Source organism: Arthrobacter sp. E1SS-5 (genome assembly GCF_057073715.1).
Map to the genome: position 1 here is coordinate 4,162,990 of NZ_CP172703.1, position 21,319 is coordinate 4,184,308.

General features: G+C 67.1%; 20 protein-coding genes. 8 read left to right on the plus strand and 12 right to left on the minus strand.

Translation table 11 applies throughout. The annotated features are described in order from the left end of the window. Positions 1–7: 7 nt before the first annotated feature. On the minus strand, positions 8–769 hold the full coding sequence (locus ACIGJD_RS19370; RefSeq protein WP_483687542.1) for an SGNH/GDSL hydrolase family protein: 762 nt from the start codon (positions 767–769) through the stop codon (positions 8–10). Between the two features lie 56 nt (positions 770–825). Beyond that, positions 826–1,311, minus strand: a complete 486-nt coding sequence (locus ACIGJD_RS19375) for a MarR family winged helix-turn-helix transcriptional regulator (RefSeq protein WP_286400244.1) — start codon at positions 1,309–1,311, stop codon at positions 826–828. Positions 1,312–1,370: 59 nt separating this feature from the next. On the opposite strand from ACIGJD_RS19375, the gene ACIGJD_RS19380 reads away from it, so the two are divergent. Continuing rightward, on the plus strand, positions 1,371–1,676 hold the full coding sequence (locus ACIGJD_RS19380; protein ID WP_483687543.1) for a YciI family protein: 306 nt from the start codon (positions 1,371–1,373) through the stop codon (positions 1,674–1,676). Here the strand turns inward: ACIGJD_RS19380 and ACIGJD_RS19385 are convergent. Genes ACIGJD_RS19385 through ACIGJD_RS19410 form a run of 6 tightly spaced genes read right to left on the minus strand, consistent with a single transcriptional unit; the run spans position 1,673 to position 7,743 of the window. Continuing rightward, positions 1,673–2,518 carry an SGNH/GDSL hydrolase family protein gene (locus ACIGJD_RS19385; RefSeq protein WP_483687544.1) on the minus strand — a complete coding sequence of 282 codons (846 nt, stop codon included), beginning with the start codon at positions 2,516–2,518 and terminating at the stop codon, positions 1,673–1,675. The two genes, ACIGJD_RS19380 and ACIGJD_RS19385, sit on opposite strands and share 4 nt — an antisense overlap. Before the next feature lie 59 nt (positions 2,519–2,577). After that, entirely contained in the window at positions 2,578–3,648 is a 1,071-nt protein-coding gene (locus ACIGJD_RS19390; protein WP_483687545.1) for a siderophore-interacting protein, read from the minus strand. Further along, positions 3,645–4,460, minus strand: a complete 816-nt coding sequence (locus ACIGJD_RS19395; RefSeq protein ID WP_483687546.1) for an ABC transporter ATP-binding protein — start codon at positions 4,458–4,460, stop codon at positions 3,645–3,647. The genes ACIGJD_RS19390 and ACIGJD_RS19395 overlap by 4 nt, the downstream gene beginning before the upstream one ends. A 1-nt stretch (position 4,461) precedes the next feature. Beyond that, on the minus strand, positions 4,462–5,505 hold the full coding sequence (locus ACIGJD_RS19400) for a FecCD family ABC transporter permease (protein WP_483689545.1): 1,044 nt from the start codon (positions 5,503–5,505) through the stop codon (positions 4,462–4,464). 56 nt (positions 5,506–5,561) lie between these two features. Then, complete coding sequence (locus ACIGJD_RS19405) at positions 5,562–6,644, minus strand: FecCD family ABC transporter permease (protein WP_483687547.1); 1,083 nt, start codon at positions 6,642–6,644, stop codon at positions 5,562–5,564. 10 nt (positions 6,645–6,654) lie between these two features. Beyond that, on the minus strand, positions 6,655–7,743 hold the full coding sequence (locus tag ACIGJD_RS19410) for an iron-siderophore ABC transporter substrate-binding protein (RefSeq protein WP_483687548.1): 1,089 nt from the start codon (positions 7,741–7,743) through the stop codon (positions 6,655–6,657). Between the two features lie 355 nt (positions 7,744–8,098). Here ACIGJD_RS19410 and ACIGJD_RS19415 point away from each other — a divergent pair, with 355 nt between their 5' ends. Beyond that, positions 8,099–8,593, plus strand: a complete 495-nt coding sequence (locus ACIGJD_RS19415; protein ID WP_483687549.1) for an FBP domain-containing protein — start codon at positions 8,099–8,101, stop codon at positions 8,591–8,593. Positions 8,594–8,611: 18 nt separating this feature from the next. Here the strand turns inward: ACIGJD_RS19415 and ACIGJD_RS19420 are convergent, their stop codons facing one another. From ACIGJD_RS19420 to ACIGJD_RS19430, 3 genes are read right to left on the minus strand one after another with little or no spacing between them, the layout of a single operon-like run. Next, a complete protein-coding gene (locus ACIGJD_RS19420) occupies positions 8,612–12,088 on the minus strand; it encodes an ATP-binding protein (RefSeq protein ID WP_483687550.1) in 3,477 nt (1,158 codons plus the stop codon). Next, positions 12,085–13,122 carry a DUF4194 domain-containing protein gene (locus ACIGJD_RS19425; RefSeq protein ID WP_483687551.1) on the minus strand — a complete coding sequence of 346 codons (1,038 nt, stop codon included), beginning with the start codon at positions 13,120–13,122 and terminating at the stop codon, positions 12,085–12,087. The genes ACIGJD_RS19420 and ACIGJD_RS19425 overlap by 4 nt, the downstream gene beginning before the upstream one ends. After that, on the minus strand, positions 13,115–14,572 hold the full coding sequence (locus ACIGJD_RS19430) for a DUF3375 family protein (RefSeq protein ID WP_483687552.1): 1,458 nt from the start codon (positions 14,570–14,572) through the stop codon (positions 13,115–13,117). The genes ACIGJD_RS19425 and ACIGJD_RS19430 overlap by 8 nt, the downstream gene beginning before the upstream one ends. Before the next feature lie 272 nt (positions 14,573–14,844). Here ACIGJD_RS19430 and ACIGJD_RS19435 point away from each other — a divergent pair, with 272 nt between their 5' ends. The 3 genes from ACIGJD_RS19435 (at position 14,845) to ACIGJD_RS19445 (ending at position 18,170) form a co-directional block, all read left to right on the plus strand. Further along, complete coding sequence (locus ACIGJD_RS19435; RefSeq protein ID WP_483687553.1) at positions 14,845–15,147, plus strand: hypothetical protein; 303 nt, start codon at positions 14,845–14,847, stop codon at positions 15,145–15,147. A gap of 61 nt (positions 15,148–15,208) precedes the next feature. Further along, entirely contained in the window at positions 15,209–17,209 is a 2,001-nt protein-coding gene (locus ACIGJD_RS19440) for an acyl-CoA dehydrogenase family protein (RefSeq protein WP_483687554.1), read from the plus strand. A gap of 64 nt (positions 17,210–17,273) precedes the next feature. Then, positions 17,274–18,170, plus strand: coding sequence for a TIGR04086 family membrane protein (locus tag ACIGJD_RS19445; protein ID WP_483687555.1), 897 nt, complete (start codon positions 17,274–17,276; stop codon positions 18,168–18,170). Here ACIGJD_RS19445 and ACIGJD_RS19450 read toward each other — a convergent pair whose 3' ends face one another. Next, positions 18,171–18,539: a YchJ family protein gene (locus ACIGJD_RS19450; RefSeq protein ID WP_483689546.1), complete on the minus strand. Its 369-nt coding sequence runs from the start codon at positions 18,537–18,539 to the stop codon at positions 18,171–18,173. 196 nt (positions 18,540–18,735) lie between these two features. Between ACIGJD_RS19450 and ACIGJD_RS19455 the strand changes: the two genes are divergently transcribed. From ACIGJD_RS19455 to ACIGJD_RS19465, 3 genes are all read left to right on the plus strand, one after another. Continuing rightward, positions 18,736–19,386, plus strand: coding sequence for a hypothetical protein (locus tag ACIGJD_RS19455; RefSeq protein WP_483687556.1), 651 nt, complete (start codon positions 18,736–18,738; stop codon positions 19,384–19,386). A gap of 39 nt (positions 19,387–19,425) precedes the next feature. Further along, the gene (locus tag ACIGJD_RS19460; RefSeq protein ID WP_483687557.1) at positions 19,426–20,430 is read left to right on the plus strand and encodes an aldo/keto reductase family protein; all 1,005 of its coding nucleotides are present in this window, start codon (positions 19,426–19,428) and stop codon (positions 20,428–20,430) included. A gap of 63 nt (positions 20,431–20,493) precedes the next feature. Next, positions 20,494–21,291 carry an SDR family oxidoreductase gene (locus ACIGJD_RS19465; RefSeq protein WP_483689547.1) on the plus strand — a complete coding sequence of 266 codons (798 nt, stop codon included), beginning with the start codon at positions 20,494–20,496 and terminating at the stop codon, positions 21,289–21,291. Positions 21,292–21,319: the final 28 nt, after the last annotated feature.

A 21,319-nucleotide genomic window follows, 5' to 3' on the forward strand; every position in this document is an offset into this window, starting at 1 on the left:
TTTCCCGCTAGAGGCGGGTGAGCTGCGGGTACTTGGGCTGCAGGTTGTCCCCGGATGACTTGCCGGTCACGCGGCGGACCACCCACGGCGCGGCGTATTCGCGGAACCACTGCGCGTTGGCGCGGATGGCCTCGGAACGGCTCAGTTCCGGAACGGGCGTCATGGGCGGAACATCGATGGAGTGGTCGTATTTGAGGACCTCAAGAACGCGCTTGGCCATGTTGCCGTGGCCGGCGGCGGACATGTGCATCCGGTCGTGCGCCCACATGCCCCAGTCGTAGTACTCGCTGAAGCGCCAGTAATCCACCAGCAGGGCACCATGGTCCCCTGCAATGCCGCGGACCAGCTCGTTGTAGATGGCAGTGCGGCCGCGCATGGTGCCAAAAACCTTTGACCCCCGGGCATCGAAACCGGTGAACATTACCACGGTGGCACCCGTCGCGGTGAGCTTGCCGACCGCATCGTTGTATTCCGCCAGGAGGTCGTCAATGTCCACCTTGGGACGCAGGATGTCATTGGCGCCGGCGTAGATGGTCACCAGGGTTGGATTAAGTTCGACGGCGGCGTCCACCTGCTCAGCCAGGATCTGGCGGAGTTTCCGGCCGCGGATGGCCAGGTTGGCGTAGCCGAAGTTGGGATCGGCGGCGCACAGCTGCTCAGCCACGCGGTCCGCCCAGCCGCGGACACCGTTGGGGCGGGTGGGGTCGTCGTCGCCAACGCCCTCCGTGAAGGAGTCGCCCAGGGCCACGTAGCGGGAAGTGAAATCCATGCGGTTAGTTTGCCACCCGTTGCCGGAAGCAACCAATCGGCTGTTCCCGTCCCCGGTCAGGCCTGCTTTTCGCGCAGGATCCAGTGGTCGGTGTCCAGCCGTCCCACCACGTTTTCGCCGATCCGGGCCAGGTCCAGCACGTCCTGCTCGCTCAGGGCGTCGAGGAACAGGTCCCGGACATCCTCCACATGGGCCGGGGCCAGCTGCACGATGGTGGCCATGCCTTCCTCGGTGAGGTGCGCGGTGGTCACCCGGGCGTCGGAGGGATGCGGCCGGCGTTCCACCCAACCGCGCTTCTGCAGCTTGGTCACCACATGTGAAAGGCGGGACAGGGATGCGCTGCTGCGGGCGGCGAGCTCGCTCATGGGCAGGAACCGGTCCTCCGCTTCGGACAGCATGGCCAGCACTGTGTAATCGAAGAGGGACAGCTTCCCCGCGGCGTGCAGCCTGGTGTCCAGGGCCGCCGGCAGCAGCGTGTTGATGCTCACCAGCGCCAGCCAGGCACGGCGTTCGTCAGCGGTCAGCCAGCGGGGTTCGGTCATGGTCCCCATTCTACGATTGATCTTTCAACCAGCCTTCCCGGCACCGGTAGGCTTGCCGCATGTATGTTGTCTCCCTCAGCTACCGCGTGCCCCAGGAGATCGTGGACTTCCACAACGACGCCCACATCGCCTGGCTGCAGAAGGCGTTCGACGACGGCGTGTTCATCGCTGCCGGCCGCAAGATTCCGCGCACCGGGGGCTTGCTGCTGTCGCAGGCTGAACGGGAAACCCTCGATGCGAGCCTGGCGCGGGATCCGTTCTACACCAACGGTGTCGCCGACTTCGAAGTGCTGGAATTCCATGCCGGCCGGGTAGCTCCGGGGTTTGAAATCCTTTTGGACACCCCGCCCGCGCCCACCGCTTAAGGCGCGGTCCCGCCGTCGTACTTTTCTGCGGCCAGCTTCTTTAGCCCGCCTTTCCGCGGCACCTTCACCGGCTGGGGCCAGCGCGGGGTGAGCGTGTCCCCCAACGTGACGCCGCGGAGCTTGCGGCCAAAGAGCGGCAGGACCCAGTCGTGGACCCAGCGCCGCTGCCGCCGCTCCCATTCGCGCAGTCCCAGCCTGGGCTGCGGTTCCCAGTCCTTCGGCTTGATCTTGTGCGGCACGCCCAGCTGGTCCAGCACCTGCCCTGCCAGGTATTTGTGCCCGGCCTTGGACATGTGGAGCCGGTCCGAGTCCCACATCCGCCGGTCCTGGAAGGCGTCCAGGCACCAGTAGTCCACCAGCACGGCCCCGTACTTCCGGGCGATCTCCCGCACCCGCTGGTTGTAGTAGGTGTTGCGCTTCTTCAGCGGCTCCAGCAACGCGGAAACTTTGACGTCGAACCCGGTGAAGAGGACAAGAACCGCCCCGGTACCGGCGAGTTTCGCAACGAACTGCTCGTAGTCCGCCATGAGCGCGGGCATGTCCGTCTTCAGGTCCAGGATGTCGTTGCCGCCGGCGTAAAGCGTCACCAGCGTGGGCCGCATCCGCAGCGCGGGTTCCAACTGCTCGTCGATGATGTGCCGCAGCCGCTTGCTCCTGATGGCCAGGTTGGCGTACTTCCACCCGGGCTGGGCCTTGGCGAGTTTCTCCGCCACCCGGTCGGCCCACCCGCGTACGCCGTTGGGCAGCCGTTCATCCCGGTCCCCTACCCCTTCCGTGAAGGAGTCGCCAAGGGCAACAAACACCCGCCGCCCGGAGTCGGGAAGCAGGGGAACAGAGGGCACGGCCCAAACTTAACCCCGCGAGGCAAAGCACGTACGACGGCGGGATGAACAGCAGGTGGCTATCCTTCGGCTTTGCCCTGCCGCCAGTAGCCCATGAAGGCCACCTGCTTCCGGTCAATCCCCACGTCGCGCACAAGGTACCGGCGCAGGTCCTTAATGACCCCTGCTTCGCCGGCGATCCAGGCGTAGAAGGGCAGGGCACCGGCCGGCAGGTGCGGGGTCCTGGTGGCGTTGATCTCCGCGGTGTCCAGGCGTGCGGGCGTCTCCCAAAGGATGCCTTCATCGATGTTGACGTCCCCGGGCTCGGGTCCAGCGCCGCCGTCGTCCGCTTTGATGCCCACCCAGCCCGGCACGGGGACTGCTGCGCGGACGGACTCCTGCAGCAGTTGGCCGCGTGGCCGGGACTGGCCGCTGGCGGTACCGCGGGCCAGCCACGTGATCTCGATGTTGGCCGGAGAGCTGAGATCCAGGAAGTCACCTGCCTGGGGAACCTCCAGGAACGCGTGCCCGCTCATGTACGGCGGCAGGGTTTCCAGGATCGCGGAGATGGCCGGGACGGCAGTTTCGTCGCCGGCGAGCAGGATGCGCTGGGCCAGGCCGGGACGCCACTCGATGCCGGAGTAGGTCTCCGCCGTGACGCAGTGCGCGGCCCGGCTGTTGGGACCGATGATGGTGAGGGCGTCGCCCGGCTTGGCGTTCTGTGCCCAGTTCGCAGCCGGTCCGGCCTGGCCGTGCTCATCCACGTGCATCACGAAGTCGACGTCGATCTCCGGGTACACCCCGTCCAGCCGGGCCTCCCGGACCGTGTAGGTGCGCATGGAGCCGCGAACTTCGGCGTCCATGGCAAGCCAGTTCCGGTACCAGCCGGCGTCGCCCGTCTCGAAGGCCGGCAGTGGCAGCGGCGTGCCATCCGCGGCCAGCGACGGAATCACCAGCTTGATCCGCAGGTCCAGGGTGTCGCCGTGGACGCCGAAATCCCGCAGCGAGTACCCGCCGAACGTGATCCTCCGGAACGTGGGGCTGATCTGCCGGACGGCGGAGACCGCCACCTCAAAGGCCAGGCTCATGGGCTGGGTGGTCACGGGCTGCGCGGCGATCGGCTGGGCTGCCGGGGTTCCAGGGGTCTTCATGAGACGGGCTCCAATTCGTGGGCGGTGGCATGATGGCGGCCGATAGGAATGATCAGCGGGGTTCCGGCCACGGGATCCGGGATGACGCGGGACTCCAGGCCAAAGATGTCCCTAACCAGCTCCTCGGTGACCACCTCAGCCGGGGAGCCCATCGCCGCCACGGCGCCGTCCTTCATGGCAATGACATGGTCCGCGTAGCGGGCGGCGAGGTTGAGGTCGTGCAGGACGATGGCCACGGTGGCGCCACGGGTCCGGTTCAAATCCGTCACCAGGTCCAGGACCTCCACCTGGTGGGCCAGGTCGAGGTAGGTGGTGGGTTCGTCCAGCAGCAGGACGTCGGTTTCCTGCGCGAGCGCCATCGCGATCCACACCCGCTGCCGCTGCCCGCCGGACAGTTCGTCCACGTCGCGCCCGGCGAGTTCCAGCGTTCCGGTGGCTTCCAGTGCGCGCTGGACGGCGGCGTCGTCCTTTGCGGTCCAGCTGCGGAAGAAGCCCTGGTGCGGGTAGCGCCCCCGGCCCACCAGGTCGCGGACGGTGATGCCGTCCGGGGCCGTGGGGTGCTGGGGCAGCAGGCCCAGGGTGCGGGCCACCTCCCGCGCCGGGCGTTCGTGAATGTCCTTGCCGTCCAGCGCCACGGTACCGCCGGCGGGCTTCAGGAGCCGGGACAGGCCGCGGAGCAGGGTGGATTTTCCACAGGCGTTGGCGCCCACGATCATGGTCACCCTGCCTTCGGGGATCCGAACGCTGAGGCCGTCCACCACGCAGCGCTGGTGGTACGTGAGGGTCAGGTCCCGGGCTTCGAGAACTGCCATGTCAGGCATCCTTTCGATTGGCCGCGACCAGGAGCCACAGCAGGAACGGGGCACCGAGCACGCCGGTGATGACGCCGACGGGCAGGACAGTGCCGTTGAGCAGCAGAGGTGCCAGGTTCGCGGCGAAGTAGTCCGCCGCGAGGACGATCAGGGCACCCACAAAGGCCGACGCCGGCAGGCTGGCTTTCCCGGTGAAGCGGCGCGCGATGGGGCCGGACAGGAAGGCGACGAACGAGACCGGCCCGGCGGCCGCCGTCGCCACTGCTGCCAGTGACACCGCGATGGCCACCAGGATCAGCCGCGTCGTGTTCACCCGGATGCCGAGGCCCGCTGCGGCGTCGTCCCCCAGCTCCAGAATTCGCAGCGGCCCGGCGACGAACGCGACGGCGGGGACCAGCACCGCGAGCGCCAGGAACAGGATGCCGGCGCGGTCCCAGTTGGCAGAGTTCAGGGATCCGTTGAGCCACACGAGCGCGTCCGCGACCGTGCGGATGTCGGCGCGGGTCATCAGGAAGCTGACCACGGCCTGCAGGGCGGCCGCGATGCCCACGCCGGCCAGGACCAGCCGGTTTCCGGCGGCGCTCCCCCGGCCGGTTCCACGGTGCTTCCCGCCGCTGGAGATTGCGTAGATCAGGACAGCCACGGCCAGGGCGCCCGCCAGTGCCGCCCCGGACACCGCGGCACCGGATGCGCCGAAGAGGACGATGGCCACGACGGCGGCCGCGCTGGCACCGGAACTGATGCCGATGACGTCAGGGCTGGCCAGCGGGTTACGGAGCATGGCCTGGAAGAGGGCCCCGGCCAGCCCGAACGCGATCCCGATCATGGTGCCGACCACGGCCCTGGGCAGCTTGTTCTCCATCACGATGAAGCTGGCACCGGGTATCTTCGCGCCGCCGGTCAGATGGTTGGCGACAATCGTGAAGAAATCCGGGAGGGTGACGGTGTAGCTGCCCAGCAGGACGGACACGAAAAACAGGAGTACGACGGCGGCACCCAGCACCGCGGTCCGGTTCGGTCGCCCCCGTCCCCCACGTTGCTTCATCACTTTTGGTCCCTTAGAAGGGGTTTTGGCAGCCATATCTGATAGCGCAACGCCGGTCACAGCGAAGCCCCCTTCCCGCGGCGGACCAGCCACACGAAGACCGGCGCACCGACCAGCGCGGTCATGATGCCGGCCGGGACCTCACCGGGCAGCAGCACCACGCGGCCAATGATGTCCGCGCCAAGGAGCAGTGCAGGAGCGGCCACCAAAGAGAAGGACAGGATCCAGCGGTAGTCCGGGCCTGTGAGGAAGCGGACTGCGTGCGGGATGACCAGGCCCACGAAGCCGATGGGCCCGGCCAGGGCGGTGGCCGTGCCGCACAGCAGGACGATTCCCAGTACGGCCACCGCACGTGACAGGCCGACCCGCTGCCCGAGCCCGCGGGCAATATCGTCCCCGAGTGCCAGGCTGTTGAGGATCCGCCCTGCCAGCAGCACGATCATCGCACCGGCCGCCAGGAACGGCAGGCCCGGCAGGAGCACCGGCCAGTCCCGGCCCGCGATGCCGCCCACCTGCCAGAAGCGGAACCTGTCCAAGGTGTCCTGGCTGGAAACCAAAATGACGTTCATCAGCGAGGACAGCCCGGCGCTGAGTGCGGCCCCGGCGAGGGCGAGTTTTACCGGGGTGGCACCGTCCCTGCCCAGCGAGGCGATGAGGTACACCACGACCACGGCCGTGGCAGCGCCGACAAAGGCGAACCAGATGTAGCCGGAGAAGCTGGTGACGCCGAAGACGTAGATTCCCGTAACCACCGCCAGGGCGGCACCGGCATTGACACCGATGATGCCGGGGTCGGCCAGCGGATTGCGGGCCACCCCCTGCATCGCCGCGCCGGCGAGGCCCAGTGCGCCTCCGGCCAGCAGGCCCAGGACAGTGCGCGGGATCCGTGCGTGAACCACGGCATGATCCCCGTTCGTGGGGTCGAACGCGGTGAGCGCCTGCCACACGGTGCCAAGCGGAATGTCGCGGGCGCCCACGGCCAGCGATGCCCCGGCCAGCAGCAACAGCACGACGACGGCGGCCAGCAGCCATGCGGCAGGCTTCCTTCCTGACGCATCACCGCGAAGGGGACCACTGGGTGCCCGGGCCGGCACCCAGGCGCCTGCCCCGCCTGCAGTGCGTGCCGTCGTCGTACTCATGTCGCTTCCCCTACTTCACTGCGTCCGCGGCGGCGGCCAACTGCGGCAGGAACGTGTCCAGGGACCACGGCAGGCTCAGCGGCGACGAAGCCGAGATGGACAGGGTCAGCGTGTTGTCGGAATCGGCCACCAGGGCGCCGTTTCTAATGGCGGGGATCTGGCCGAGCAGCGGATCGGCCTTAATGGCATCCGCGGTGGAGGAGTCGGGAACCCAGGTGACGAAGATGTCCGACCGCAGCTCGTTCGCCTTCTCGGCCGACCATGGAATGTAGAACTCCTTGGACCCCTTGGAGTTGTCCGCAACTACCGGGGCCAGCGTCATGCCGATTTCGCTCAGGAACCGCGGGCGGTTGTCGTTGGCGGTATAGACGTTGACGCCGTCGCCCTTCGCTGGCTCCAGGTTGCCGTAAATGAAGCTCTTGCCCTTGATCTGCGGGTACTGGGAAACCTTGTCCTTGACAGTGGCTTCCGTGTTGGAGACGAGCTTGGCTGCTTCGTCTTCCTTGCCCAGGGCCTTGCCGATAATGGTGGTCGCGTCCTGCCACGAGGTTCCGTACGCCACGTCTGGGTGGGCCACTACGGGGGCGATGCCGCTGAGTTTCCTGTAGTCCTCTTCGGTGAGGCCCGAGTAGGCGGCGAGGATGACGTCCGGGCTGAGCTTGGCGATCTCGGTGAAGTTGATGCCGTCGGCTTCTGAGTACTGGACGGGTGCCTTGGCCGACCCGAATCCGGCGCCCAGCTCTTCCAGGGCCGCATCCTTCCACGGGGTGGAGCCGTGCGGGTTGCCGCCCCATTCGTTCTTGGGAACGCCTGCCGGGACCACTCCGAGGGCGATGGCGACGTCGTCGTTCACCCAGGAAACCGTGGCAACGCGGGTGGGCTGCTTGTCGATGGTGGTCTCGCCATACACGTGCTTGATGGTGACCGGGAATGCTGTGCTGCTGGTCGCGTTGCCTGCATCCGCAACGGAGGAGGTTGGGCCCGTGCTGCAGGCGGAAAGCGTGAGTGCTGCCGCTGCCAGCACTGCCGTCGCCTTCCCGGCGGAAAAGAAGAGCGTCCGGCGGGTGGATACGGGGCCGGGGAATAAGGGGCTGGTCACGGGACTCCTTGGATCAGGCTGACGAAAACTTAAGTAAGGCTAACCTATGTATTGAGCTATTACGCAACATTTTCATTTCCTAATCCCCGGGAGCCGATGCAGCACAGACGAGTGCGGGTTCTTGGACACGGGGGTGCTGAACTGGCAGGATGGCCGTGCCGGACCGGCGGCAGAAACACCGGGATGCTGAACAGGAACAGGACAACGGGAACAATGCGCACGCAGACGGTCACTTGGGCCGCCGCTGCCGCGGGAAGCGGGGCGGCCGCTCTGGCCTGCACCGCGGGAACTGACTGACTCCCCCTCGTTACCCTGGCCCGGCTCCGGGCCGCCCACCTTTCATGAGAGTTCAGCCATGCAATCAGTCACGCCCCAACAGATCCGTTCATCGTTCGTCAATGCCAGCCGCTCAGAAGCTGCAAAACTCACACTGCCCAAGAACTTCGACTCCCTGGACTGGGACAACTTGGAGTTCCTGGGCTGGCGCGACGAGAAGATGCCGCTGCGCGGTTACCTGGTGGTTCCCGGGGCCAAAGGCCTGACGGGCATCATGCTCCGGGCACCCGAAGGCGGTGCCAGGAAGAAGCGCTCCGTGTTGTGCGAGCTCTGCCGCGACGTGTTCTCAAAAGAAGATGTGCTCCTTTGGGTCGCCAAACGGGCAGGACAATCCGGCCGCGACGGCAACACCGTGGGCACCCTGATCTGCGCCGACTTCCTGTGCTGCGGCAACGTCCGGAAGGAACCGCCGGTCAACGAGATCAACCCTGACCCGGCTGCCGTCGTGGTGCGCCAGATCCAGGGACTGCAGGAACGCACGGCGCAGTTCCTGGGCAGGGTGCAGTCGAAGTAGGCGTACGCCCACGCAGGGCTAGCGCAGGACGATGTCCACCGGGTTTGCCTCCGACCGCCAGGCCCCTTCCTCCCCGGGACGGGGCCGGATCACGGGCGCAGTCAGGACGCCGGAGCGGTTGGTGCGCCGGTCGCGGAGGATCTCAGTAACTGAACCCAGGTGCCGGGACAGGTCGATCACGTTTTCGGGGGCTGCCAGCAGCAGCTGGAACCCGAACTCGTGCAGGGCCTTGATCCCGGCACCTGCGAACTCCTCGGAGGCGAGCACGAACGCCTCGTCCATCATTACCGTGCCGTAAGTGGTGAAGCCCTGCTCGGCGATGCCCAGTTGGTAGCTCAGCGCGGCGGCCATGATGAAGGCCGTGAATCGCTGCCGCTCGCCGCCGGACATGGAGCCGGTGTCGGCGTGCATGAACACCTCGGTCTTCCTGCCGCTGCGTTTCCCGTTAGACGGCCGTCCGGTGACTTCCCGGTGCTCCTTGCACTGGATGAACAGGTGCCCGCGCACGTCCAGCACCTCGGCGCGCCACCGGCGGTCCTCGGGTGCCTGGGAGCCGAGCCTCTTCACGAGCGTCTCCAGGGACTTGTAGCGGGCGGTGAGTTCGCCGTCGTCGTCCTTGTCCGGGCCGGAACCGTCCGCGCGGGCTGCCTCCGCCTTGGCCGGCCGGGCGTGCCGCGCCTTCAGGGCGTTCTGGATGGCGTCCTTGAACTGCTTGGCCGTGGGTGGGAGCGTCTGCTTGATGTCCAGTTCCAGGTAGCTGCCCTCGTGGAAGTTCACCTGGGACAGGATGCCGTTCAGGGGCAGGATGCGGCTGGTGATGGAGCGGCGTTCCTCGTCCAGCAGGTGCAGCAGGGTGCTGAACGATTCGTGCGTGCGCTGGTTGAAGAACTGCCGGAACTCCGCTTCCTGAGCGGGCAGGCCGTCGTTCACGATCGCGTGGTAGCGGGCCTCGAATTCGCTGGCCGCGCCAATGCTGGTGCCGTGGTCCGCCGAGATGGCGCTGCCCCACTCGCGGACGAAGCCTTCGAAGATGCGGGTGAGCCGCTCGGCCGTGGCTTGTCCGCGTGACTCTGCGGTGTGCAGTTCCCCCAGCAGGGCGGTCCGGACCCGGTTGGCCAGGTTGTCCAGCTCGTGCATCTCGGTGACGTCGCCGAATTCCGCGAAGTGCGGTTCCAGGGCTTTGACGGTGGCGTCCGACGGCGGTGCCTGCGCAAGGCGGTTCCGCGCGGCTTCCAGCAGGGTGTCCGCAGCCGTCAACTGCCGGTCGAGCGCCTTGTACTCGCTCTGCAGGACCGCGGCGGATTCGGTGCTGGACTGGTGCTTCTGCCTGACCTCCTCGATGGTGGCGCGGAGCGGCTCCAGGTCCGCCTGGGCGGCCAGGGCGTCCTTGAGCCGCTGCTCGATCCGCGCCAGCTCATCGGCAGCAACCGCGGCAGACACCTGTTCCCATGGGCGGTCATCTTCGGCGATCCGCCGCAGCGCGTCAAGCTGCCGGCTCATGCCCTGGTGCGAGTCCTCGCGGCTCTGCGCCAGCTCGGCTGCCTTGGCCACTTCCTGCCGGAGGTCCTCCACCTGGGCCGCCACGAGTTCCAGCTTGGCGGCGTTGTCGAACCCAAGGACGTAGTCCTGGCGGCTGGTGAAGCGGTCGTCCTTTTCCACCGTGTGCCGGTTCCGCTTGACCACGCCGCCCAGGCTCAGGCCCTTGTCCATGCCGGCCAGCTCGTCGGGGTCTTCGACGCATGGGTAGGCGAAGTCCAGGGCGATGCGTTCGCGCACCCATTCCCCGGCTTCAGCAGCCGTGCCCGAGGCGAGGATGTCCAGCTTGGTGAGCAGGTCGCCGTCGCGCGCGTCCTCCACGGCGAGGGCACCGCCGGCGAGCGGCTTGGAGACGTCCACTGCCCTCAGCGCACCGCGCACGTTGTGGTCGTTGAGGTACCGGGTCACCGCGCCGAAGTGCTCCCCGGGCACCAGCAGGGTGGTGGCCAGGCTGCGGAGCGCACGCTCGGCAGCGGGGCGCCACCGCTCCTCACCTTCTGCGAGGTCCATTAGTTCGCCGGCAAACGGCATGCGGTCCTCCGGGATGCCGGTGGCGGCGGCGATGGCGGCCCGGTTTTCAATGCTCGACGGCGGCAACAGGGACTTGCGCGTCTTCAGCGAGACAAGTTCCTGCTCAGCCGCGGCCAGCTCACGCTTCCGGCTGGCGTGGGCGTCAAACGCCTCGAACCTCAGCTCCTGAAGGGCCTGTGAATCATCCTTCAGCTCTGCCGACCGTGCCGCCGCCTGCTCGTGGGCCTGCTCCCAGCCCGCTGCGCTCCACTCAAGCTGCAGCCCGGCGTCGGCCAGTGCCTGCTGGGCCGCCTCCTCCACCTGCTGGCGGAGTTTAAGGCTAACCCTGGCATTCTCCAGCGACTGCTCAATGGCTGAGATCGCGTTGCCGCCCTGGTTGTTGTAGTCGGTTTCCAGCTGCCGAAGTTCCTTGGCCAGGCCATCCCGGACACCCCGTTCGGCGCCGAGTTCCTTGGCTTTTGCCTGGGCCAGTTCACGGAAGCGGAGCAGGGTCTTCTGGTGGACAGTGACGGCGAGCTGCTGCTTGTACGCCTCGAACTCCTCGCCCACCAGCTCCCGGAGCCGGTTGGCGTCCAGCAGGGACTGCGCATACTCCCGGTTCAGCCCCGGCACCGGCGCCAGCTGGTCGCGCTGCTGCCGGACATCCTCCAGCCGCTGGCGGATGGACATCAGGTTGCTGAACTCCTCCACCACGTCATCCGCGGCGGCCAACGTTGCGGGGGCGTCCAGGACCTGGTCGCGGAAGAACGTGTTGACGCTGCCGCCCAGCCCCTTGCCGGCCTGGATCACGCGCAGCAGGGGCAGCGCCTGATCCGAGCTGATGCCCAGCAGCCGCCGGAACCGCTCGGCGAACGCCTTGTGCACGTCGAAGACCTGGGCGTGCGGGAAGATCGCCTCCAGCGACCCCTTGGTGAAGCGCTTGTCCGCAATTCCTTCAAGTAGCTCCAGGTCCAGGGGCACGTTGTCGATCAGGTAGAACCGGCCAACACTGGACTCCGTGCCGTTCTTGGGCAGGTCGAACAGGGCGGAGACCGTCACCCGGGTGCCGGCCGCGTTGTCGAACGTCAGGGCGACGGCGGACCAGGTGGCACCCGGGCGCTGGAACGCACTGGCCGAGCCCTCGCCCACGGCCTTGTCCCCCACCTTGCCACGCATATACGTGAACGTGGTGCGCTTGTCCTCTACCGCCCCCGAACGCTGCGCCGCCGCCTCGTTCGACCGCGGCCGCGCATCAAACACCCGCAGCATCGCATCGAACAGCGTGGACTTGCCCACGCCCGAGTTACCTGTCAGCAGCGTCCCGTTCCGGTCCACGTGCATCGTGTGCGCACCATGGAACGTGCCCCAGTTGACCACCTGCACCAACGCAAGCCGCATCTGCCCCGGGTTGGTCACGTCCCCCAACGGAAGCATGCTCGCGATCGTCACTTGGCTTCTCCTTCAGGTTCTGCTGCCATGGATGGGTACGACGACGGTGCTGCCGCCCCCGCCCCTTCGCCGGGCAGCATTCGTCCTTCGGACGATGCGCCCGGCTCCGACAGGCCCGATGCCACTCCCAGGGTGGCAGCACCGTCGTCGCCGTTTTTGTCCTCACCGGGGGCGGCATCGGCGTCGTCGTCCCCCGCGCCGTCGTCCTCACCCGAAGTATCGCCGTCGAGGTCTATTAGTGCTTCTGTGCCCGTGGCGTCTGCGGATGCCGCTACCAGGGCCTCGATGTGGGCCGGGATGTCGCCGATGTTTTCGAACGGCAGGGCCAGGGGCAGGGCGTTGGAGATGGTGTAGACGTCGTCCAAGCCCGTGGGGAGCAGGAGTTGGCGGGCCAGGAGCTTGGTGATGGCGCGGGTGACCACGTCGGAGTCGCGGAGGGCGTCCTGTTGCCCGGCAGGCTGGTAGTGCGCCACCAGGTCCGTAATTTCTTCGCGGGTGATGGTGGGATCGGTCTGGGCGGTGACGTGCCGGTCCAGCAGCAGGCGCAGGCGGAGCAGCACGATGGTTTCCACCCGGCTCAGGGCGCGCTGCTGGCGCAGGATGCTGGACCGGGTGCTGCCGCCGATCATCTCCGGATCCACGGGGCGAAGCACTGCGATCTTCCGCTCGTGGTCCAGCTGCAGGGTCAGGAACAACTCGGAGAGGCGGCTGCGCAGGATTACCTGGTTGTCCAGGAGTACGGTCCACAGCTTCTCGTCGCGGCCGCCGTCGATGTAGGGGCCCTTGAGGAGCTTCACCAGTGCCTGCCGCACCTTCATGGACAGGACGCCGGTGTCGCCGGGGAAGAGGGCAGCGCCGTCGACGAAGGTGTCGCGCGGTGAAACCGCGTAGGGATACTCCGCGCCCGATGCCGCCCCCGCCCCTTCGCCGCGCGGCTGATCTTCGATCAGCTCAGCGCGCGGCTCCGACAGGCCCGATGCCACTCCCTGGGCGGCATCGGGCGCTTCGCTCGTGCCGTGTGAAACCTCAGTCATCTGAATCCTTTGCGAGCGTGACCACCGGCAGGTAGGCCCTGCGGGTTGTGCCGTCTATCTGTTCGAAGTCCAGGCCCTCATAGTCGCTGCGGTTAAAGTCGGCCCCGGCGTGCAGGGCCTCCGACAACAGAGCCCGGATGGAGTTGATGTGCTGCTCTTCGGGCGGCAGCTGCTGCCAGGCGTCGGCGAGCGTCCCGGCCCCTGCCATGGCCGCCCGGACCACCGCCGGTTTGGCCTTGCCGGTCCGCGGCGAGCGCACCCTGTCAGAGTCGGTGAAGGCGATGGGGTCCGCCAGGCGGGGCGGGGCCGCGAACTCGTCGGGATCAAAGAGCTTGACCATGGACAGGGACTCGAAGCCGGCGTTGTACAGGATCGGCCCGGGAACCAGCCCGGGGCGTTCCCGCTCATAGGGGAGGGAACGGATGGCCTGCTCCGCCTCGCGCAGGACCTGGCGCAGCCTGACCGACTGGCGGAAGTCGTCACTCTGGACGTACGTGTTAAGGCTTTCGCTGAGCTTGCCGTAGATGCGCTGGATCTGGCTGTGCTGCTGGCGGAGCTCGGCCACCAGGTTCTTCAGCGTCTCCCGGTCCTCGGGTGAAAGGTCGTCCGCGAACTGCCGGCTCAGGACCTCACCGATAGCGGAGCGGAAGCGAAGCTGCTGCTGCGGGTCCTCAAGGAATGCGGTGAAGGAACGGAACGTCCTGCCCTCGGGGCTCTGCCGCAGCCGCTTGTCGGCTTCCAGGACCTGGGCCATCGTGGCACCCTTGGTCAGCGACTCCTCGATGATCTGGTTCCGGAGTTCACCCACCAGCTCCTCGATCCGGTCACGCATCTTCTTGTAGTCCGCGGGCAGGCTGGCGGCCAGGTCCAGGATGTTCCCGGCGGCCTCCACGGCCTCGTCGTCGTCGAGCAGGCCGTCGAACTCGCCGGTGCTGATGTCCCGGATCAGCAGCTGCCGTTCTTCGATCTCCTCTTCCAGGGCCTCGAGGCGGGCGCTCTGGTCCGGGTTGGTTTCGTTGGCGAGCTTCTCTACGTCCCCCAGCAGGGTGCCCAGGCGGGAACCGTTCAGGGTGAACCGTTCACTGGAGAGGCTGTCCAGGAAGGCGAGCACACGGGCGGCAGGCTCGGTGGCCTCATAGACAATCTGTCCGGACTGGTTGCGGCGGGTCAGGAACTGCCGCCGGGTCCACTCATCGCCAAAAGCCTTGCCGTTGGCCCCTCCGCCCAGCCCGGGATCCTGGCGCCGGAGCTCCTCAAGGAAGGTGTCGACGTCGGCGTGGAACTCCTCGAGCGGCACCTGCGGCCGGGTGCGGGTAAAGGAAGCCTGCAGCACCGCGATCACCCACGGCGCGGAGCGAGTCAGGGCCCAGGCGGGTCCCTTGGTGAGGAGTTCGAGGTCCCGGAGCCGGGCGCTGATGGCGTCAGCGGACGACCTGGCGGAGCGGGGCACACACTCTCCTTGGGCTGTTGGCTGTTGGACTGTTCCGGGGGCTGGGCAGGGTGGACCGAACGGGACGGACCGGAAAACTGCCAACTACAAGGTTAACGCAGCCCGCCGCGACCGCTTCGTGACCTACCTGCCGGTAGTGTTTCGATCCCGTATCAACAGTCACTTCCGCCCCATCCGGCTCTGGCTGGCCGCCCCGCGTCCCCCTAATCTGCTGCTACTGGTCTTCGCCACACAGCAGTCTTTCGCAAAGCAATGTCGCAGCAGGGGGATTCATGCAGTTCGATTTAAGCTCCGTGGAAACAGCCACCTTGGTCTTCATCGGGACACTGGTATTCGGTGCGCTCCTGGCCGCATTCGTCATTACCGCCGGGCTCATTGCCCTGGCAGTGCTGGGCGCGGGCAAACTCACCTGGATAGTGGTGGCCAACACGCTGATGGCCGTAGTCCACGGGATCAACGCCGGCTGGGAAAAGCTGGTCCGCCGCGCCTCCGCCGTGGACCTTCCGGCCGATTTCCAGGGCCAAACGTCCCCTAGCACCGGAACCTACCCGCGGGTAATCTTGAGGGACAGCTGAAGGGTTCTCCAACCCCGGCGGATCCATGGCTACACCGGCCATCCGGCCAAGGAGATAACCCATGACCTCCGCCACTGACAGCCAGGCCAAGGACGCCCCGGCTGAGGAAACCCCCGTCCCCGCCGGCAAGATCGGCGCCGGGGCCACCGCTGAAGATGCCCGGGCCGTCGCCGAAGCCGCCCGAGAATCCGGCTGGGACCGTCCAAGCTTCGCCAAGGGCCTCTATCTTGGCAGCTTTGACCTGGACCTGGTCCACCCCTGGCCCGCCGCGAACCCTGCGTCCGTGGCACGGGGCGAGGCGTTCATGGCCCGCCTCACGGAGTTCGCCAAAACCATGTCCGGCCGCGTGATCGAGCGGGAAGCGAAGATTCCGGACGACAACATCAAGGGCCTGGCGGATCTGGGCGTCTTTGGCATGAAGATCCCGGAGGAATACGGCGGCCTTGGGCTCTCGCTGGTGTACTACGGCCGGGCCCTCGCCCTGCTGGGCAGCGTGCACCCCAGCCTGGGCGCCCTCATTTCCGCCCACCAGTCCATCGGCGTGCCGGAGCCGGTGAAGGTCTTTGGCACGCCCGAACAGAAGCGGGAGTACCTGCCCCGCTGTGCCGCCGGTGCCGTCACCGCATTCCTCCTCACCGAACCGGACGTGGGCAGCGATCCCGCGCGCCTGGGCAGCACAGCAACGCCAACGGACGACGGCGACGCGTACCTTTTGGACGGCGTGAAACTTTGGACCACCAACGGGGTGATCGCCGAACTGGTGGTGGTGATGGCCGTAGTCCCGGCGCACACCGATCCGGACGGCACCAGGCACAAGGGCGGCATCAGTGCGTTCGTGGTGGAAATGGATTCTCCGGGCATCACAGTGGAAAACCGCAACGCGTTCATGGGCCTGCGCGGCATCGAGAACGGGGTTACCCGCTTCCATCAGGTACGGGTGCCGGCCGCCAACCGGCTGGGCCGCGAGGGGCAGGGCCTGAAGATCGCGCTTACCACGCTTAATACCGGCCGCCTGGCGCTGCCCGCTCTCTGCGTGGCCTCCGGGCGGTGGAGCCTGAAGATCGCCCGGGAATGGTCCAACGCCCGCACCCAGTGGGGCCGTCCCGTGGGCGAACACGAAGCCGTAGGAAAGAAGATCGCGTTCATCGCGGCCTCGGCCTTTGCCCTTGATGCCGTCTTCGAACTCTCCGCCGAGCTTGCCGATGCCGGACAGAAGGATGTCCGGATCGAGGCGGCGCTTGCCAAGCTCTGGGCTACCGAGATCAGCTGCACCATCGCGGACGAGCTGGTCCAGATCCGTGGCGGGCGGGGCTTTGAGACCGCAGAGTCGCTGGCTGCGCGGGGTGAACGTGCGGTGCCGGCCGAGCAGCAGTTGCGGGACCTGCGCATCAACAGGATTTTCGAGGGATCCTCGGAAATCATGCGGCTGCTGATCGCCCGGGAAGCGGTGGATGCGCACCTGGCTGCCGCAGGCGACCTTGCGTCCCTGGACGCGAGCCTGGCTGACAAAGCGAAGGCCGCCGTCGGGGCTTCCAGCTTCTATGCCAAATGGCTGCCGAAATTGGTGGCCGGCGCCGGTATGGATCCCCGCTCGTACGGCGAGTTCGGCAGGCTGGCCAAGCACCTCCGCTTCGTGGAACGGTCGTCGCGCCGGCTGGCACGGCAGACCTTCTACGGCATGGGCCGGTGGCAGGCCAAGCTGGAGCGGAAGCAGGCGTTCCTGGGCCGAGTGGTGGACATCGGCGCCGAACTCTTCGCCATGACCGCCTGCTGTTCCCGCGCCGAGATGCTCCTCAGGACGTCCCCCGATAAGGGCGCCGGCGCCTACGAACTGGCCGACGCCTACTGCGAGCAGGCCAGGGTGCGCGTGGACGGGTATTTCGACCAGCTGTGGCGGAACACGGACGACGCCGACCGGGACCTGACCCGCAAGGTCCTGGCCGGTGACTACACGTGGCTTGAGGCGGGCGTGCTGGACCAGTCAGAAGGCACCGGCCCCTGGATCGCCGACGCCTCGCCGGGCCCGTCCCAAAAGGAGGACCTGCACCGGAAATACCGGTAAAACCGCAGGTCACAAAATAGTAAGCACGCTTGCTATCGGCTGGGGCGGGTGGTTGAGTTGAGCTATGAGCAGCTCAACGGACCCAGAGAACCTGCCTCCCCGCCGCGTCCGGGAGGACGAAACCACCCGCCGCGGAAGCTACCGCGACGGAGCCGCAGACGACGCCGCCACACGTTCGTTTGACCAGGCGCCGGCACGGGAAGGAGTAGCTGCGCGGGAAGAAGTACCAACCCGCGCCGTGGACCGTGACCGCGTGATTGGCAGGGACCGGGACGCTGTCGTGGACCGGGACCGCTCGGACGTCAGGGCGGAGCGGGAATACCAGCCCGCGCCAACTGCTGCCACCCCCGTAGTTGACACCGGTCTGGCAGACCGGGAAACCGCCGTCGCTCGCCAAAAGGAGCGGTTTGGCGGCATCAAGGTGGGTTCGGCGTTCTTTGGCTGGCTGACCGCTACCGGCATGGCTGTGCTGTTGACGGCGCTGGTGGCCGCCGCAGGCACCGCCGTGGGGCTCGCCAACAACACCGACGTCAATCAGGCCGTAAACCAGGCTGCGCAGAACAGCGGCACCGTTGGACTGGTGGGCATCATCGTGCTGCTGGTGATCCTGTTCCTCTCCTACTACAGCGGCGGCTACGTGGCCGGCCGGATGGCACGCTTCAATGGTGCCAAGCAGGGGCTCATGGTGTGGGTGTGGGCGTTGATCGCGGCCATCGTGGTGGCGATCCTGGGGCTGGTGGCAGGACAGCAGTTCAACGTCCTGGCCAACCTGAACAGCTTCCCCCGCATCCCCGTGAATGAAGGTCAGCTCACCACCACCAGCATCATCGCCGCGGTGGTGGTGGCAGTAGTGGCCCTCGTCGGGGCTATCCTCGGCGGCCTGGCCGGCATGCGCTTCCACCGGAAGGTTGACCGCGCCGGATTTACCCCGGACAGCGAGTTTTACGACGACGAGGAGTAGTCAGGCGAGGATGTCGCCGTCCACGTAGAACCACCGGCCGTCCTCGCGGACGAACCTGCTGTTCTCGTGCAGGACGCCCCGTTCCTTGTCGTGCCGGTAGTAGGCCTTGAACTCCACGGTTCCCTCGGTTTCGAACGGGCCGCCTTTGCTGGTGGCCACGATGTCCAGGCGGCGCCACTCCATGGCCGGATCCAGGTCCAGGGCCGCCGGCGCAGTGGAGGGATGGTGTGTGCGCAGGAGGTAATCCTCATCCAACCGGGCAAATGCGCTGTAGCGGGACCGCATCAGCTGCTCCGCAGTCGCCGCCTGGGCCCGGCCCGAATGGAACCGGCCGCAGCACTGGGAGTACGGCTCCCCGGACAGGCACATGCAGTTTGCGGATTCGATTGAGTCGGTCACCCGGCGATGCTGTCATATCCGGTAACAGGTTCGCTACAACCCCGCCCATGACGCGGTGCACGGCGGCACGTCCGGCCAAAAATCCGTATGGTGGAGAAGGAGCTTGCGGGCCCGGCACTTGTTGCCCAAACGTAGGCCCAGGATGCGGGCAGAGAGGAGAGATGACGTGGACCACCCGGACACTCTCGTCCTCAACCTGACCTTCCTGGGCACCGTGGGCGTGGCCCTCATGATGTTCGGCGTCCTCTTCCTGCTGGGGGTCCTCACCCTGGTCCTCGCGGGCCTCGGCCGCCTGGCCGCCATCGTGCTGATGCTCCTCTTCGGCCGCGTCCCCGGCAGGACCGGCTCCGAACGTTTCGCCAACACGGCAACCGGCCGGGCGGAACCACGAAAACCGCTCCGGGAACGGGCCGCCGCGCTGAAGCCGGACCGGCTGAAGGAGTCGCTCCGCACCGCCGTCGTACGCCACCCAAAGCTTGCTGCGGCACGCCCGGAGCCCCCGGTCCTCGCCGAAGACTGGGCCTCCGCTGTTGCCCAGGCGGATAAACGCGCCGAGGCCAGGGCGCGGGCGGAACGGCCGGAAATCAAATTGTCCGTCCGGGACCTTCCGGACCCGGCCGTACCCGCGGACAAGGTCTCGGAAGTGGCCCCGCTGGTGGAGTCCGCCCTGCACAACCACCGCCCGCCCCATGAAATGCCGCGGTCATTCAAGAAGCCCCAGCCGCTGCACCCGGTGCCGCCGCTGGATACCGGGTCCCTCGTGTCGCTGGCGGGCCCGCAGCAGGTGCTCAAGGAACAGGCCAAGGAGAACGGCTAAGCCCTTACCCTGAGCAACCATGTGCGTTAGCGTGAACACATGGAATTCAGATACCTCGGAAACAGCGGCTTCAAAGTCTCGGAAATCACGTTCGGCAACTGGCTGACGCACGGCTCGCAGGTGGAAAACGATGTGGCCACCCAGTGCGTCCGGGCGGCCCTCGACGCCGGCATCAGCACCTTCGATACAGCAGACGTCTACGCCAACACGGCTGCGGAGACCGTCCTGGGCGAGGCCCTGAAGGATGAGCGCCGCGAATCCCTGGAAATCTTCACCAAGGTTTTCGGCCCCACCGGCCCCAAGGGCAAGAACGATCTTGGCCTGTCCCGCAAGCACATCATGGAATCCATCAACGGTTCGCTGCGCCGGCTGCAGACGGACTATGTGGACCTGTACCAGGCCCACCGCTACGACTTCGAAACGCCGCTGGAAGAAACCATGCAGGCGTTCGCTGACATCGTCCGGCAGGGCAAGGCGCTGTACATCGGCGTGAGCGAGTGGACCGCCGAGCAGCTCCGCGAAGGCCACAAGCTGTCCAAGGAACTGGGCTTCCAGCTCATCTCCAACCAACCGCAGTACTCCATGCTGTGGCGCGTGATCGAGGCCGAGGTGGTTCCGGCGTCGGAAGAACTGGGCGTGTCCCAGATTGTCTGGTCCCCCATGGCGCAGGGCGTCCTCAGCGGCAAGTACCAGCCCGGCCAGCCGGCTCCCGAGGGCAGCCGCGCCACGGATGAAAAGGGTGGCGCCAAGATGATCCAGCGGTGGATGCGCGACGACGTCCTGGCAGGCGTGCAGGAACTGAAGCCTATTGCCCAGGAGGCAGGGCTGACCATGCCGCAGCTGGCTGTCGCGTGGGTGCTGCAGAACCCCAACGTGGCGTCCGCCATTGTGGGCGCGTCCCGGCCCGAGCAGATTGCCGACAGCGTGGGTGCCGCCGGCGTCAAGCTCGAGGCGGAGGTCCTCAAGCGGATTGACGACGCTATCGGCGGCCTCGCAGAACGGGACCCGGCACAGACCAAGTCGCCCGCCACGCGGGAAGCGTAAGTGGCGTCCCCGTCGGAACTGCCGGAGCTTGCGGTCACCGGCTCCACTGGAGGCCTGGGCGGAATGGTGGCACGGCAGCTTGCCGCGTCCGGTTTCGCCCAGCGCCTGCTGGTGCGCGACGCCTTGCGCGCGCCGCAGCTGGACGGCGCGCATGCGGTGGTGTGTTCCTACGGGGACGGCGCGGCCTCCCGGCAGGCCCTGGAGGGAGCGAAAGTCCTGTTCATGGTGTCCGCCGCGGAGGCCGAGGACAGGCTGCAGCAGCATTACGCGTTCGTGGATGCCGCTGCAGAGGCCGGAGTGGAGCACGTGGTGTACACGTCCTTCTACGGCGCGGCGCCGGATGCCACCTTCACCCTGGCCAGGGACCACTACGCCACGGAGGAGCGGATCAAGGCGTCCGGAATGGAGTACACGCTCCTGCGCGACAACTTCTACCTGGACTTCCTGCCGTTGATGACCGGGGAGGACGGCGTGATCCGCGGACCTGCCGGTGACGGCGTCTTTTCGGGCGTGGCAAGGGAGGACATTGCCCGCTGCGCCCACGCGGTGCTGCGCGATCCGGCCATCCATAAGGGCATGACGTACAACCTCACCGGGCCGGAAGAGTTGACCATGGCGCAGGCCGCCGAGGTGCTGAGTTCCGGGACCGGGCGGACCGTGCGCTACCAGCCGGAGACGCTGGAGGAAGCCTACGCGTCACGGGCCTCCTACGGCGCTCCGCAGTGGCAGGTTGATGCCTGGGTCAGCACCTACACGGCGATGGCCGCAGGCGAGATGGCGGGGCTTTCGCCGGACGTCCATGGGCTGACCGGGCAGGACCCCATCAGCCTTGCCGAGTTCTTGACCCGGCCGGTGCTGTAGCGGCATTTAATTTCGTTGACGGGCGGAT

Bases quoted from the DNA above. Each gene is read 5' to 3' on its own strand.
- ACIGJD_RS19440 (WP_483687554.1), top strand. From the start codon at position 15,209: ATGACCTCCGCCACTGACAGCCAGGCCAAGGACGCCCCGGCTGAGGAA.
- ACIGJD_RS19425 (WP_483687551.1), bottom strand. From the start codon at position 13,122: ATGACTGAGGTTTCACACGGCACGAGCGAAGCGCCCGATGCCGCCCAG.
- ACIGJD_RS19445 (WP_483687555.1), top strand. From the start codon at position 17,274: ATGAGCAGCTCAACGGACCCAGAGAACCTGCCTCCCCGCCGCGTCCGG.
- ACIGJD_RS19435 (WP_483687553.1), top strand. From the start codon at position 14,845: ATGCAGTTCGATTTAAGCTCCGTGGAAACAGCCACCTTGGTCTTCATC.
- ACIGJD_RS19395 (WP_483687546.1), bottom strand. From the start codon at position 4,460: ATGGCAGTTCTCGAAGCCCGGGACCTGACCCTCACGTACCACCAGCGC.
- ACIGJD_RS19465 (WP_483689547.1), top strand. From the start codon at position 20,494: ATGGTGGCACGGCAGCTTGCCGCGTCCGGTTTCGCCCAGCGCCTGCTG.
- ACIGJD_RS19450 (WP_483689546.1), bottom strand. From the start codon at position 18,539: ATGTGCCTGTCCGGGGAGCCGTACTCCCAGTGCTGCGGCCGGTTCCAT.
- ACIGJD_RS19380 (WP_483687543.1), top strand. From the start codon at position 1,371: ATGTATGTTGTCTCCCTCAGCTACCGCGTGCCCCAGGAGATCGTGGAC.
- ACIGJD_RS19400 (WP_483689545.1), bottom strand. From the start codon at position 5,505: ATGAAGCAACGTGGGGGACGGGGGCGACCGAACCGGACCGCGGTGCTG.
- ACIGJD_RS19375 (WP_286400244.1), bottom strand. From the start codon at position 1,311: ATGACCGAACCCCGCTGGCTGACCGCTGACGAACGCCGTGCCTGGCTG.
- ACIGJD_RS19415 (WP_483687549.1), top strand. From the start codon at position 8,099: ATGCAATCAGTCACGCCCCAACAGATCCGTTCATCGTTCGTCAATGCC.
- ACIGJD_RS19390 (WP_483687545.1), bottom strand. From the start codon at position 3,648: ATGAAGACCCCTGGAACCCCGGCAGCCCAGCCGATCGCCGCGCAGCCC.
- ACIGJD_RS19460 (WP_483687557.1), top strand. From the start codon at position 19,426: ATGGAATTCAGATACCTCGGAAACAGCGGCTTCAAAGTCTCGGAAATC.
- ACIGJD_RS19370 (WP_483687542.1), bottom strand. From the start codon at position 769: ATGGATTTCACTTCCCGCTACGTGGCCCTGGGCGACTCCTTCACGGAG.
- ACIGJD_RS19405 (WP_483687547.1), bottom strand. From the start codon at position 6,644: ATGAGTACGACGACGGCACGCACTGCAGGCGGGGCAGGCGCCTGGGTG.